Annotated in this window: 15 protein-coding genes; 8 read left to right on the forward strand and 7 right to left on the reverse strand. The window is 74.7% G+C overall.

What is annotated here, in order from left to right; genetic code table 11:
• Window positions 1–30 precede the first annotated feature (30 nt).
• The 4 genes from RM779_RS24535 to RM779_RS24550 form a co-directional block, all read right to left on the reverse strand.
• Entirely contained in the window at window positions 31–1,338 is a 1,308-nt protein-coding gene (locus RM779_RS24535) for a hypothetical protein (RefSeq protein WP_311619922.1), read from the reverse strand.
• 229 nt (window positions 1,339–1,567) lie between these two features.
• Window positions 1,568–2,029: a MaoC family dehydratase gene (locus RM779_RS24540; protein WP_311619923.1), complete on the reverse strand. Its 462-nt coding sequence runs from the start codon at window positions 2,027–2,029 to the stop codon at window positions 1,568–1,570.
• 70 nt (window positions 2,030–2,099) lie between these two features.
• A complete protein-coding gene (locus RM779_RS24545; protein ID WP_311619924.1) occupies window positions 2,100–2,435 on the reverse strand; it encodes a hypothetical protein in 336 nt (111 codons plus the stop codon).
• Window positions 2,432–3,394, reverse strand: a complete 963-nt coding sequence (locus RM779_RS24550; RefSeq protein ID WP_311619925.1) for an NAD(P)-dependent oxidoreductase — start codon at window positions 3,392–3,394, stop codon at window positions 2,432–2,434. Before RM779_RS24550 ends, RM779_RS24545 begins: the two co-directional genes overlap by 4 nt.
• Before the next feature lie 301 nt (window positions 3,395–3,695).
• Here RM779_RS24550 and RM779_RS24555 point away from each other — a divergent pair, with 301 nt between their 5' ends.
• Both RM779_RS24555 and RM779_RS24560 read left to right on the forward strand, forming a co-directional pair.
• The gene (locus RM779_RS24555; RefSeq protein WP_311619926.1) at window positions 3,696–4,112 is read left to right on the forward strand and encodes an AraC family transcriptional regulator; all 417 of its coding nucleotides are present in this window, start codon (window positions 3,696–3,698) and stop codon (window positions 4,110–4,112) included.
• Window positions 4,113–4,174: 62 nt separating this feature from the next.
• A complete protein-coding gene (locus RM779_RS24560) occupies window positions 4,175–4,582 on the forward strand; it encodes a VOC family protein (RefSeq protein ID WP_311619927.1) in 408 nt (135 codons plus the stop codon).
• 8 nt (window positions 4,583–4,590) lie between these two features.
• Here RM779_RS24560 and RM779_RS24565 read toward each other — a convergent pair whose 3' ends face one another.
• Both RM779_RS24565 and RM779_RS24570 read right to left on the reverse strand, forming a co-directional pair.
• Window positions 4,591–4,905, reverse strand: a complete 315-nt coding sequence (locus RM779_RS24565; protein WP_311619928.1) for a DUF202 domain-containing protein — start codon at window positions 4,903–4,905, stop codon at window positions 4,591–4,593.
• Window positions 4,902–5,300: a YidH family protein gene (locus RM779_RS24570; RefSeq protein WP_311619929.1), complete on the reverse strand. Its 399-nt coding sequence runs from the start codon at window positions 5,298–5,300 to the stop codon at window positions 4,902–4,904. Before RM779_RS24570 ends, RM779_RS24565 begins: the two co-directional genes overlap by 4 nt.
• Window positions 5,301–5,412: 112 nt before the next feature.
• On the opposite strand from RM779_RS24570, the gene RM779_RS24575 reads away from it, so the two are divergent.
• Window positions 5,413–6,399: a Rossmann-fold NAD(P)-binding domain-containing protein gene (locus RM779_RS24575; protein ID WP_311619930.1), complete on the forward strand. Its 987-nt coding sequence runs from the start codon at window positions 5,413–5,415 to the stop codon at window positions 6,397–6,399.
• A 121-nt stretch (window positions 6,400–6,520) separates the two neighbouring features.
• On the opposite strand, the gene RM779_RS24580 is transcribed toward RM779_RS24575, so the two are convergent.
• Window positions 6,521–7,216 (reverse strand): GntR family transcriptional regulator, encoded by a 696-nt coding sequence (locus RM779_RS24580; RefSeq protein ID WP_311619931.1) that lies wholly within the window; start codon window positions 7,214–7,216, stop codon window positions 6,521–6,523.
• A gap of 183 nt (window positions 7,217–7,399) precedes the next feature.
• On the opposite strand from RM779_RS24580, the gene RM779_RS24585 reads away from it, so the two are divergent.
• The 5 genes from RM779_RS24585 to RM779_RS24605 all read left to right on the forward strand — a co-directional run bounded on the left by RM779_RS24585 (window position 7,400) and on the right by RM779_RS24605 (window position 11,823).
• Window positions 7,400–8,686 carry an MFS transporter gene (locus RM779_RS24585; RefSeq protein WP_311619932.1) on the forward strand — a complete coding sequence of 429 codons (1,287 nt, stop codon included), beginning with the start codon at window positions 7,400–7,402 and terminating at the stop codon, window positions 8,684–8,686.
• A 113-nt stretch (window positions 8,687–8,799) separates the two neighbouring features.
• The gene (locus RM779_RS24590; protein WP_311620025.1) at window positions 8,800–9,567 is read left to right on the forward strand and encodes a putative hydro-lyase; all 768 of its coding nucleotides are present in this window, start codon (window positions 8,800–8,802) and stop codon (window positions 9,565–9,567) included.
• Window positions 9,564–10,337, forward strand: a complete 774-nt coding sequence (locus tag RM779_RS24595; RefSeq protein ID WP_311619933.1) for a LamB/YcsF family protein — start codon at window positions 9,564–9,566, stop codon at window positions 10,335–10,337. Before RM779_RS24590 ends, RM779_RS24595 begins: the two co-directional genes overlap by 4 nt.
• A complete protein-coding gene (locus RM779_RS24600; RefSeq protein ID WP_311619934.1) occupies window positions 10,334–10,954 on the forward strand; it encodes a 5-oxoprolinase subunit B family protein in 621 nt (206 codons plus the stop codon). Before RM779_RS24595 ends, RM779_RS24600 begins: the two co-directional genes overlap by 4 nt.
• Complete coding sequence (locus RM779_RS24605) at window positions 10,951–11,823, forward strand: 5-oxoprolinase subunit C family protein (protein WP_311619935.1); 873 nt, start codon at window positions 10,951–10,953, stop codon at window positions 11,821–11,823. Before RM779_RS24600 ends, RM779_RS24605 begins: the two co-directional genes overlap by 4 nt.
• Window positions 11,824–11,861 lie beyond the last annotated feature (38 nt).

Below are 11,861 nucleotides of genomic sequence, written 5' to 3' on the forward strand. Positions count from 1 at the left end.
GTTCGACCGTAGGAATTGTGGGCGGCGGCGTCAACGTCCGTGCACGGTGCGTGCCAGAAGCTCCGCCGCGGGCCTGCGGTTGCGGTAGGGCTGAAGCGCCTGCCGCATGTCGCGCATCGCCCGTTCCGCGTCACCGGAACGCAGCCGCTCGCGCGCCGTGAGGAAGCTCTCCCAGGCCGCGCACGCCTCGTCCAGATGCCCGGTACGCAGCAGCAACTGGCCGAATCTGGCCTGGCTCAGCGCCCGGCCGCGCACATCGGACGCGGCCCGCTCGCCCGCCGCCCGGCGCAGCGCCGCCAGCGCACCGTGCAGGTCGCCGAGCGACTCCAGTACGGCCGAGGTCTGGAAGTGCAGCGCGGCCGCCGGGTAGCAGTCGAACGGCGCGGACGCGCTCCCGGCGCGCTCGGCCGCCCGCTCGGCGCGGCCCATCGCCGCGAGCGCCCCCCGGCGGTCACCGGTCCGCCCGAGCACCACCGCGAGCTGCGCCTGCACGTACGCCTGCTGCGCCGGGGGCGCCGTGCGCGCCCCCCGGTGCGCGGCATCGGCCAGCTGGAGCGCCGAGGGCAGGTGTCCCAGGCGCTGCGCCTGGGCGCTCATCGCGCGCACCACCACACTCCAGGTCGTGCGGTCGCCCGACTCGTCGGCCAGCCGGTGCGCACAGGTGTAGTAGCGCTGCGCAACGCCGTGCAGCAGCCCGTCCTCGTACATGCGGGCCAGCAGGAACGCGAGGCGGGCGGCCAGGACCAGGACCTCGCGGCGCAGCCGCTGCGGCTGCGCCGAGGTGAGCAGGGGCATCACGTCGTCGGCAAGATACGCGGACAGCGCGCTGCGGGCGTGCCGCCCGCCGTGCGTGTCGATGGACGCCGCGAAGAACCCGATCGCGTCGTGCAGCGCCGCCGTGACCTCCGTGCGCCCCCCGAGCGGGCGGCCTGGCACGGCGTGCGCCGGGGCGCCCGTCACCACCGCGTCGGCCACCCGGTAGGGGCGTTGGTGCAGCAGCGTGCGCCGGGTGGCATCGGTGTCCGTGCGGCACAGCGCCGTGAGCCCGGCGACCGGGTCGGCCGGGGTGGTGTCCCGGGCGCAGCCGGGAAATCCGGCCGCCTCGGGCGTGACCGGTCTGCCGATGCGCCGGGTCAGCGCCTCCGCGGTCAGCTGCGGAACGGGGTGCCGTGGCTGCGTTCCGGACAGCCAGTGCGCCACGGCCGTGCGGTCGTACCGGAGGATCGCGCCGATCTCGGCACCCAGGGCGTTCACGGCGCGGGCCAGCGCCTCCTGGGTCCAGCCGGCCTCGGTGAGCAGCGCCCGCAATTCGTAGTTCGGGCCGCGCCGGTTCGTCATGGTCCTGTGTTCTCACGGCGGCGCCCGCGTCGGGAGGGCGCACGGTGGCACAGGGCCGTTGAGCCCTGCGTCACCATCACACGATCGAGTTCGCGTGCGCGCCGTTGCGGTCACGCGCGCGTGGGGGTTGTGCCCGGTGGTTGACGGTGGAGCCATGAACGACCCCGTCCTCCACGCCGCCGTCGCACGCCCCGGGCGCCTCCGCGCGCCGGCCCGGCGAGCCGACCGCTCAGAAGAAGTACCGGGTGACCGTTTCCGCGGCGCAGACCGGTTTGGTGCCCCCCTCGCGCTCCACGGTCACCGCGAGCGCGGTCTGGATACCGTCGGGGACGTCCGTCACCGAGGCCAGGCTGCCGGTGGCGCGGATACGGGAGCCGGCGGGCAGGGGGGAGGGGAAACGCACCTTGTTGACCCCGTAGTTGAGGGCCATGCGGACGCCCTCCACCCGGATCAGATCCGGTAGCAGGGCCGGCAGCAGCGACAGCGTCAGGTACCCGTGGCCGATCGTCGACCCGAACGGGCCGTGCGCCGCCCGCTCCGGATCGGTGTGAATCCACTGATGGTCGCCCGTCGCCTCGGCGAAGAGATCGATCCGCTGCTGGTCCACCGTCAGCCAGTCACTGACACCCAACTGCTCGCCCACCGCGGCACGCAGCGCGTCCGGCGAGGTGAAGATACGCGGCTCCGTCATCCCGCCAGGATACTCGCCGGTAGCAAGAGGGGAACGGGGCCGGGCGGACCGCCGGAACCCCGGACCCGGGTCAGACGACCTGGTCGAGCCAGGGCTCCTTCGGCCGGTACCCGCAGGCGCACTCCCGCGGCAGGCCGTGGCCGTTCGGCGCCGTTCCGCGGCACGGGGCCGGCAGGTGCCGCCGATGGCCGCACGAGGCACACGGCCACGTCTCAGGACCGCCCACGTCCGCGGGCTTGGGCCAGAACTCGCGGCAGTCGCAGGGCCGGGGCGCGGTGCCACCGGCCCGGCCGACGGTCGTTCCCCGGCACCGGCCGTCGACGCGGACCAGCCGGTCGTGGTCCGCGCGCGGATGCCCGCACTCCCGGCACTCCTGCACCGACCACGCCATGCCGCCGCTCGTCATCCGCGCCCCCCGCCTCCGTTCCCGTGCGTCCCACTCGGCGACCCGGTCCGCGCCACGTGGGAACCGGCCATCGGTCCGGCGAGCCTGAGGCGCCGCACCGCGGTCGGGGCACCTGCCACCACGTGGCCCTGGCCGAGCAGGTCCCTCAGCCCCGCCAGGGACAGCTCCAGGTGGGCGGGATCGACCCCCGCCGCCCTGGAGGCATCCACGATGTTCGCCATCGCGGCGATCTGCAAGTCGAGTGTCTGGACGAGCCGCGGCTCGGCGCCCGACTCCCGTTCCGCGTCCACCTCCGCGGCGAAGGCGGGCAGCACGCGCGCCATGTTCACCAGCCAGCGCACGAGCAGCCCGGTGAAGTCGGCCGCGGTGCCCTCCGTCCGCGAGGTGGCCATCGCGACCGCGTGATGGAAGCCCTCGAACATCAGGTTCATCCCGCTCAGCAGTGCAAGGTCGTAGAGCGAGGCGAGACCGGTGTCCGCGCCGAGGTACCTCGCCTCGCCCAGCACCTCCAGCACGTCCCGGTGCGCGTCGAAGACCCGCTGCTGACCGCTGTAGAGGAAGAACGCGTCCGGGGTGGCGACGGTCGTCGGAATGGCCATGATGCCGCCGGCCAGGAAGTCCGCACCGTGCCCGGTGACCCAGGCCGACAGCTCCTCGGCCTGCGCGGGCGTGCCGGTGGTGAGATTGACGACCGTGCGGCCCGCCAGCTGTCCGGCCACCGGCTCCAGGGTCTCCAGCACGGAGCCGTGGTCCAGCAGGCACACGATGACCACGGGACCGGCGGTCACCGCCGCCTCGACCGAGTCGGCGCGCGACGCGCCGCGCGCCACCAGCTCGTCCCCCTTGGCGGCGGTGCGGTTCCACACCGTGGTCGGCTGTCCGGCGGCGAGCAGGGCGGCGGCCAGGGCCCGGCCCATTTCGCCGAGGCCGAGCACGCTGACCTGCGTGTTGTTACTCATGTGGGTATCCCCTCGGGTGCGCTGATCGCTGTCGTTCCTCACCCTCACCGAGGCGACCGGGTGGCACAAGTACCCACAATTAAGTGCGTACTTACCCAAAGGTGCGTGGTGCCGCCGCCTGCCGGGTGGGGTGGGTGCCGTAGCTGGACCGGCAGGGGCAGGGGCAGGTCGCGGGTGCGTACAGCACGTCTTCGGGGCGGCGCGATCCGGCAGCCCGCGCCGCGCCGCCGCATGTCCGGCGAACGGTCCGCCGCCTGATCCGCCGGCCGGCGGGGGGCGGAACCGTGGTGTGATGGGCCTTGTGAGCCGCGCCGCAGAGGACACCAACCGCCGCATGCTCCGGGCCAGGGACGCGATGGACCGCGCCTACGCGCAGCCGCTCGACGTGCCGGCCCTGGCCCGGATCGCCCACGTGTCCCAGGCGCACTTCTCCCGCACGTTCCGGGAGACGTTCGGCGAGACGCCGCACCGCTACCTGCAACGCCGCCGTGTCGAACGTGCGATGTCCCTGCTGCGGGATACCGACCGCAGCGTGACGGACATCTGCTTCGACGTCGGTTTCGGCAGCCCCGGCACCTTCAGCCGCACGTTCCGCGCCATCGTCGGCAGTTCACCGAGGGCCTACCGCAAGGCGGCGGCCGCCACCGCGGGCGTGCCGACGTGCTTCACGATGGCGTGGACACGGCCGAGCGCCGGCCGGCTGCCGTCCAACGGCTGAGCCGTTTCGGCTGAGCAGTTTCGGATAAGTTTCCGGCCGGCCCGCTCGGTAGCGTGAGGCTCATGTTCAACGCCATTACGCACTCGCAGATATATGTCCTCGACCAGGACCAGGCCCTCGACTTCTATGTCGGCACGCTCGGCCTCGAAGTCGGCGCCGACGTCGACCTGGGCTTCATGCGCTGGCTGACCGTCTGCGTTCCCGGGCGCCCGGAGCGCCAGGTCCTGCTGGAGAAGCCGGGTGCTCCTGCGCTGTCGGAGGAGACGGCGCAGCAGGTCAGGGAGCTGGTGACCAAGGGGGCGATGGGGGCCCTGATCCTCAGCACGGACGACTGCCGCAAGACGTACGAGACGCTGCGGGGGCGGGGCGTCGAGTTCACCGAGGAGCCCACCGAGCGCCCCTACGGAACGGACTGCGGCCTCCGCGATCCCTTCGGCAACCAGATCCGCTTCACCCAGCCGAAGACCTGACGGCGGTCTCACCAGGGGTCGGCCAGCAGTGCGGCCGCGCACAGGGCCGTGGCGGCCACCACCGCGGTCGCGGCCGGCACGGTGGCGCCAACCGGGGGAGGCTGCCTGTGCGCGGTGAGAGTCCTGATGCGGTGGTGGGCCAGGGCCAGGAAGGCGACCCACAGCAGTGCGGTCGCCGCCACCAGGAGGGCGCCCGCACCGCGGGCGCCCTCCGCGGTCGCGACGCCGCGCCCGGCCAGGGCCACCACCAGCGCGAACGACAGGGTCGTGCGCCGCCATGCCAGGCGGGTGCGCTCCGGCTGGGCGCCGGGGTCGCGGGTCATGCGCCTGCCCGGCCGAGCAGCACCGCGCCGATCACCAGGAGGGCCGTCAGTACGGTGCCGGTGGCCAGCAGCGCGGGGAAGCGGCTGGCGGGGAGGTCCTCGCCGCGGCGCATGGCCCGTTCGGAGCGCACCCAGTGGTTGACCGCGCGGATGGCGCACAGCGCGCCGCCGGCCAGAAGGACCAGCGCGATCGTGGTGCGCACCGCCCAGCGCAGGTCGGTGAGGAACTGATCCACGGCGATGCCCCCGGCCAGCAGCGCGAGCGCGGTGCGCAGCCAGGCGAGGAACGTGCGTTCGTTCGCCAGCGAGAAGCGGTAGTCGGGCGTGACGCCCTCCGCCCGCAGGCGCTGCGGCGAGAACCACAGCCGCACCGTTTCCAGGGCCTTTCGGATCATGTGATGAGCGTAGGCGGTGGCCGCGGTGCGGGCTTGCGCGCGCCGACGCGCGGCACTCTGCTGTCGGCTCATCCGACTGGGCGCCCGGTATGCGGGGTGCTTGGGTGTCCCTATGGACATTCTGGTGCTCGGGGGAACGGCGTGGGTGGGTCGGGAAGTGTCGCGGCAGGCCGTGGCACGCGGCCACCGCGTGACCTGCCTCGCGCGCGGCGAGAGCGGCGAAGTCGCGGACGGCGCACGGCTGGTGGCGGCCGACCGGCGCGAAGCCGGGGCGTACGCGGCGCTGCGGGGCCGGGAGTGGGACGCGGTGGTGGAGGTGTCCTGGCAGCCGGGCTTCGTCCGCGACGCGCTGGTCGCGCTGGGCGGCAGGGCCGGGCACTGGAGCTACGTCTCCTCGATCAGTGCCTATGCCTCGCACGCCGTGCCCGGCGCGGACGAGTCCGCGCCGCTGCTGGCTCCGGCCGGCGGGCGCGAGGCCGACCGCGGGTCCTACGGCGCCGCGAAGGCCGCCTGCGAGCAGGCGGCGACGGCGGCCGTGGGCGGCCGTCTCCTCCTCGCCCGCGCCGGTCTCATCGGCGGTCCTGGCGACCACAGCGGGCGTTCCGGCTACTGGGTGGCCCGCGCGGCGCGCGATCCGCTGGGGCCGCTCCTCGTTCCCGACGCGCCGACCATGCCGACCCAGACGGTCGACGTGCGGGATCTGACGGCCTGGCTGCTCGATGCCGCTGAGCGCGGGCTGACCGGCACGTTCGACGCGGTCGGTCCTGTCGTTCCGCTGGGGGAGTGGATCGGCCTGTCCCGTAGCGTCGGCGGGCACACCGGCCCGGTGGTGCCCGCCGATTCGGCGTGGCTGCTGGCGAACGGCGTGGCCGAGTACATGGGCGAGGAGTCGCTGCCGATGTGGCTGGCCAGGCCCGGCTGGGAGGGCTGGTCGGCCAGGGCGGGGGCGGCGGCACGCGCCGCGGGGCTCCGGCACCGGCCGCGCGCCGACCTGCTGGCCGACACCCTGCGGTGGGAACGCGCCCAGGGCCTGGACCGCCCCCGCCGCGCGGGACTCGGCGCCGAGCGGGAACGCGGACTGCTCGCGGCCCTCGGCTGACCCGGGCCGGTCCCCGACCGCGACCCCGTCCCGGCCCCGGCCGCGACCCCGTCCCGGCCCCGGCCGCGACCCCGTCCCGGCCCGGGCCGCGACTCGATCCGGGCCGTGGATCAGCCGTGGATCAGGCGAGCCTGCGCCCGTACGCCTCGGACAGCTGGCGTCGTGAGTCGTCGAGGTAGGAGGCGAGCATGGCCTCCGCCCCGGTCGTGTCGCCCGCCGCGAGCGTGGCGAGGATCTCCCGGTTGCGCGGCAGGTACGGCTCGTGGAACCGGCGCGGGTCCTCCATCACGTGGAAGACCAGGCGCAGTTCGGCCAGGATGCCGCGCATCACCTCGTCCGTGCGCGGGCTGCCGGCCAGCGCCACCACCTCCTGGTGGAAGTGGATGTTCGCCGTGCCCAGGTCGCGCCACTGCTCGGCGCGCGCGGCCTTCTCACCGGCGGCGACCGCGGCTTCGAGCCCGCCCAGCGGGTGGGGCGGCGCGCCGAGGCCGCGCAGCGCCGCGCACTCCACGAGGCGGCGCACGCGGTAGATGTCGACCAGGTCCTCGACGGTCAGGATGCGCACGAAGACGCCGCGGTTCAGCTCGTGGACCAGCAGGCGCTCGTGCGTGAGCAGCCGGAACGCCTCCCGCAGGGTGTTGCGCGAGACGCCGAGCGCCTCGCCGATCTCCTTCTCCGAAAGCTGGGTGCCCGGCGCGAGATCGCCCTTGGCGATGCGGCCGCGCAGGATGTGCGCGACCCCTTCCGCCGTGCTCTTCCGGTCCAACAGGGCGCGGTCCTCAGCGAGTCCGGCGAGCGCTTCCCCGGTGTCCGTCACGTGCTCCCTCTCTCCGCTCACCCCACCCCGGTGCCCAGGGTAGTTAATCGCAGAAACAAGGATGAGACAACATGGGTATTGCAGGATTGTTGAACGATCCTCTACCTTGTTGGTCAAGGCAGCCTCAACTGCCGGGCAAATCAGTCAACTTCCTGCTGGTTTCTCCTCATCCGCGAGGTGCACATGCGCACGCCCGCACCATCCGTTGCCCCCACCCCTTCCGGCGAACAGCGCGACGACAGCGGCGCCCTCGGCTGGTTCCGCGAGCTGGGACCGCGCGGCCGCCGGGCCTTCGCCGGCGCCTTCGGCGGATACGGCCTCGACTCCTACGACTTCTTCACACTGCCGCTGAGCATGGTCGCCATCGAGGCGTACTTCCTGCTCGACTCCGGGCAGACCGGCCTGCTCACCACCGTCACGCTCGTGTCCTCCGCCGTCGGCGGCGCCGTCGCGGGCGTCCTCGCCGACCGCATCGGCCGCGTCAAGGCGCTGCTCATCACGGTCGCCACCTACGCCTTCTTCACCGTCCTGTGCGGACTCGCCCCCACCTACGAGACACTGCTCGCGTTCCGCGCGCTCCAGGGCCTCGGCTTCGGCGGGGAGTGGGCGGTCGGCGCCATCCTCGTCGCGGAGTACGCCTCCGCGAAGCACCGCGGGCGCACCCTCGCGTTCATCCAGAGCTCATGGGCCGTCGGCTGGGGCCTGGCCGTCCTCGTCTACACCGTCGTGTTCCAGATCTTCGAGGACGGCACCGCCTGGCGCGTCATGTTCTTCACCGGCGCACTGCCCGCGGTCCTCCTCGTCTACGTCCGGCGCAGCGTCCAGGACGCGCCCGAGGCCGCGGCCCGCCGCCTGCGCAGCCCGCGCCGCGGCTCGTTCCGCGCCATCTTCGGGCCAGGACTGCGCAGGCCCACCCTCTTCGCCGTCCTGATGTCGACCGGGGTACAGGGCGGTTACTACACGCTGGCCACCTGGGTGCCCACCTACCTCGACGACGAACGCGGACTCACCGTCGTCGGCACCGGCGGCTACCTCGCCTTCCTCATCACCGGCGCGTTCACCGGCTACCTCACCGGTGGCTGGGTCACCGACCGCCTCGGGCGCAAGAACAACGTCGCCCTGTTCGCGGTGCTCTCCGCCGCCGCGATCATCGTCTACACCAACCTCCCCGAGGGGGCGAACACCCTGGTGATGGTCCTCGGCTTCCCCCTCGGGTTCTGCATGTCGGCCATCTTCAGCTCCTTCGGGTCCTTCCTGGCCGAGCTGTACCCGGCCGACGTCCGCGGCACGGGACAGGGCTTCACCTACAACACCGGCCGCGCCATCGGCGCCTTCTTCCCCACCCTCGTCGGCTTCATGGCCGACAGCATGGGCGTCGGCGGCGCCCTGATCTTCGGCGCCGCGGGCTACGGGCTCGCCCTGATCGCCCTCCTCGGCCTGCCCGAGACCAAGGGCAGGGAGCTCGCCTGACCCGCGCCCGGCCGAAAGCAGCACAGACAACCGCACCGAAAGCAGCACAGGCAACCACCCGGCACCGCTAGCACTAGGAGCCCGCCGTGACCCTCCCCGACTCGCCGCCCCGCATGAGCCCGGCCGCCGCCCGCGCCCACTTCCGCGGCGGCGCCGCCCGGCCCACCGCCGGCTGGGCGCCCGGCCACATCCAGGCCAACCTGGTCGCCGTGCCCGCCGACTGGGCGCCCGACCTGGCCCAGTTCTGCCGCAGCAACCCCCAGCCCTGTCCGGTACTCGACGTCACCGCGCCCGGGGCGTGGCGCACCCCGCTGGCCCCGGACGCCGACCTGCGCACCGACCTGCCCCGCTACCGGATCTGGCGGGACGGCGCACTCGCCGGGGAGCCCGCCGACGTCACCGCGCACTGGCGCGACGACCTGGTGACGTTCCTCATCGGGTGCAGCTTCACCTTCGAGAACGCCCTCGCCGACGCGGGCATCCCGCTGCGCCACGTCGAACAGGGCCGCAACGTGCCCATGTACGTGACCAACCGGGCCTGCCGCCCCGGCGGACGCCTCAACGGCCCGCTCGTGGTGTCGATGCGGCCCGTCCCGGCGCGGCTGGTCGCCGGGGCGTGGCGGGCCAGCGCGGCCCTGCCCGCCGCCCACGGCGGCCCCGTGCACGTCGGCGACGCCGCCCGGCTCGGCATCGGCCACCTGGACCGCCCCGACTTCGGCGAGGCGGTCACCCTGGAGCCCGGCGACGTACCGGTCTTCTGGGCCTGCGGCGTCACCCCCCAGGCCGCCCTGATGCGGGCGCGCATCCCGTTCGCCATCACGCACGCGCCCGGCTATATGTTCATTACCGACGCACGGGACAAGGAGTACCGAGTGGCATGAGCGGCAACGACACCGGGGCCATCGACCTCAACGCCGATCTCGGCGAGGGTTTCGGCCGCTGGCACCTCACCGACGACGCGGCGCTGCTCGCCGTGGTCACCAGCGCGAACGTCGCCTGCGGGTATCACGCGGGCGACGCCCCCACCATGCGGCGCGTCTGCGCGCTGGCGGCCGAGCACGGCGTGGCCGTCGGCGCCCACGTCGCCTACCGCGACCTCGCCGGCTTCGGCCGTCGCGCGATGGACGTGCCGCCCGGCGAACTGGCCGCGGAGACCGCCTACCAGATCGGCGCCCTTGAGGTGTTCGCCCGCGCCGCGGGCACCCGCGTGCGCTACGTCAAACCCCACGGCGCGCTGTACAACCGGACGGTGCGCGACGAGGAGCAGGCCGCGGCCGTGGCCGAGGGCGTCGCCCTCACCGGGCTCGGCCTGCCGCTCCTCGGCCTGCCCGGCTCCCGGCTCCACGAGGCGGCCAGGCGGGCCGGACTGCCCGCCGTCGCCGAGGCGTTCGCCGACCGCGCCTACACCGCGGGCGGCACCCTCGTCCCGCGCCGCGAGGAGGGCGCGGTCGTCAGCGACCCCGGGCAGGTCGTGCGGCGTTCCGTCGGCATCGCCAGGGACGGCCGCGTCACCGCGCGCGACGGCAGCACGGTCCGCGTGCGCGCCCGTTCCCTGTGCGTGCACGGCGACACCGCGGGCGCGCGCGACCTGGCCGTCCGCGTGCGCGACGGACTGCGCGCCGCCGGTGTGCGTCTGGAGCCCTTCGCATGAGAGTGCTGCCCGTCGGTGACCACGCGCTCCTCGTCGAACTGCCCACCGGTGAGGCGGCCCTGGCCCTGCACGCCGAACTGCTGCGCCGCCGCGCGGCCGGCACCCTGCCGCGGATCGGGGAGATCGTGCCGGCCGCGCGCACCGTGCTCCTCGACGGCGTCGAGGAGCCGGGCGCGCTCGCCCGGCGGCTGACCCGCTGGGAGATCCCCCCGGCGCCGCCCGCCGCGGAGGCGGCCCTCACCCTGTCCGTGCGCTACGACGGGCCCGACCTCGATGAGGTGGCCGCCGCCTGGGGCGTCCGCCCGCAAGAGGTGGCGGCCATCCACGCCGGCGCCGCCTACCGCGTCGCGTTCTGCGGATTCGCGCCCGGGTTCGGCTACCTCACCGGTCTGCCCGAGCGGTACGCCACCCCGCGCCGCGGCACGCCGCGGACCGCCGTGCCGCCCGGCTCCGTGGCGCTGGCCGGTCCCTACACGGGCGTCTACCCACGCGCCTCGCCCGGCGGGTGGCAGCTCATCGGCACCACGGACGCCGTGCTGTGGGACCCCGGCCGCGAACCGGCGGCGCTGCTCGTCCCCGGAGTCCTGGTCCGTTTCGTCCCGGAGCCCGCCTCGTGACCGATCGCGCGTTCGCCGTCCCGCGGCCCGGTGCGCTGACCACCGTGCAGGACCTCGGCCGCCCGGGACACGCCCACCTCGGCGTGCCGCGCGCCGGTGCCCTCGACCTGCCCGCGCACCTGCTGGCCAACCGTCTCGTCGGCAACCCGCCGCACGCCGCGACCCTGGAGACGACGCTCACCGGATGCGCGGTGCGCCCGCACGGCGCCGTGACCGCGGCCGTCACCGGCGCCCCCTGCGGCGTCACCGTGGACGGCCGCCCGGCGCCCTGGGGCGCCGCCTTCCGCGTGCCCGCGGGCGCCGTCCTCGACATCGGCCGGGCGGCCCGCGGCGTGCGCAGCTACCTGGCCCTGGGGGGCGGCGTCGCCGCGGAACGGGTGCTGGGCAGCCGTTCCGCCGACCTGCTCTCCGGGCTGGGACCCGCGCCGCTGGCCGAGGGCGCGACCCTGCCCATCGGCGCCCCGGTGGCCCCGCCGCCGCCCGCCGACGCGGTGCCGCAGCCGGGCCCGCCGGAGGAGCTGGTGCTGCGCCTGAGGCCCGGGCCGCGCGACGACTGGTTCGCGCCGGCCGCCCTGACCGCCCTGGCGGCCGGCCGCTACCGGGTGGCGTCCGCGAGCAACCGGATCGGGCTGCGCACCGAGGGCCCGCCGCTGAGCCGCACCCGGCAGGCGGAGCTGCCCAGCGAGGGACTGGTACTCGGGGCCGTGCAGGTCCCGCCCGACGGCCGCCCCGTCGTCTTCCTCGCCGACCACCCCACCACCGGCGGCTATCCGGTGATCGGCGTCGTGCCGGAACGGGACCTCGCCGCCGCCGCGCAGGCCGTGCCCGGCACCCCGCTGCGGTTCCTGCCGCTGCGCCGCGCCCGTTGACGTGCGCCCCGGCGCGGCCGAGGATCTTCACCACCCAT

Origin of the sequence: Streptomyces johnsoniae (assembly GCF_031845565.1) — a bacterium.
Taxonomy (GTDB): domain Bacteria; phylum Actinomycetota; class Actinomycetes; order Streptomycetales; family Streptomycetaceae; genus Streptomyces; species Streptomyces johnsoniae.

Bases quoted from the DNA above. Each gene is read 5' to 3' on its own strand.
- RM779_RS24590 (WP_311620025.1), top strand. From the start codon at position 8,800: ATGAGCCCGGCCGCCGCCCGCGCCCACTTCCGCGGCGGCGCCGCCCGG.
- RM779_RS24600 (WP_311619934.1), top strand. From the start codon at position 10,334: ATGAGAGTGCTGCCCGTCGGTGACCACGCGCTCCTCGTCGAACTGCCC.
- RM779_RS24570 (WP_311619929.1), bottom strand. From the start codon at position 5,300: ATGATCCGAAAGGCCCTGGAAACGGTGCGGCTGTGGTTCTCGCCGCAG.
- RM779_RS24565 (WP_311619928.1), bottom strand. From the start codon at position 4,905: ATGACCCGCGACCCCGGCGCCCAGCCGGAGCGCACCCGCCTGGCATGG.
- RM779_RS24560 (WP_311619927.1), top strand. From the start codon at position 4,175: ATGTTCAACGCCATTACGCACTCGCAGATATATGTCCTCGACCAGGAC.
- RM779_RS24595 (WP_311619933.1), top strand. From the start codon at position 9,564: ATGAGCGGCAACGACACCGGGGCCATCGACCTCAACGCCGATCTCGGC.
- RM779_RS24535 (WP_311619922.1), bottom strand. From the start codon at position 1,338: ATGACGAACCGGCGCGGCCCGAACTACGAATTGCGGGCGCTGCTCACC.
- RM779_RS24585 (WP_311619932.1), top strand. From the start codon at position 7,400: ATGCGCACGCCCGCACCATCCGTTGCCCCCACCCCTTCCGGCGAACAG.
- RM779_RS24575 (WP_311619930.1), top strand. From the start codon at position 5,413: ATGGACATTCTGGTGCTCGGGGGAACGGCGTGGGTGGGTCGGGAAGTG.
- RM779_RS24550 (WP_311619925.1), bottom strand. From the start codon at position 3,394: ATGAGTAACAACACGCAGGTCAGCGTGCTCGGCCTCGGCGAAATGGGC.
- RM779_RS24545 (WP_311619924.1), bottom strand. From the start codon at position 2,435: ATGACGAGCGGCGGCATGGCGTGGTCGGTGCAGGAGTGCCGGGAGTGC.
- RM779_RS24540 (WP_311619923.1), bottom strand. From the start codon at position 2,029: ATGACGGAGCCGCGTATCTTCACCTCGCCGGACGCGCTGCGTGCCGCG.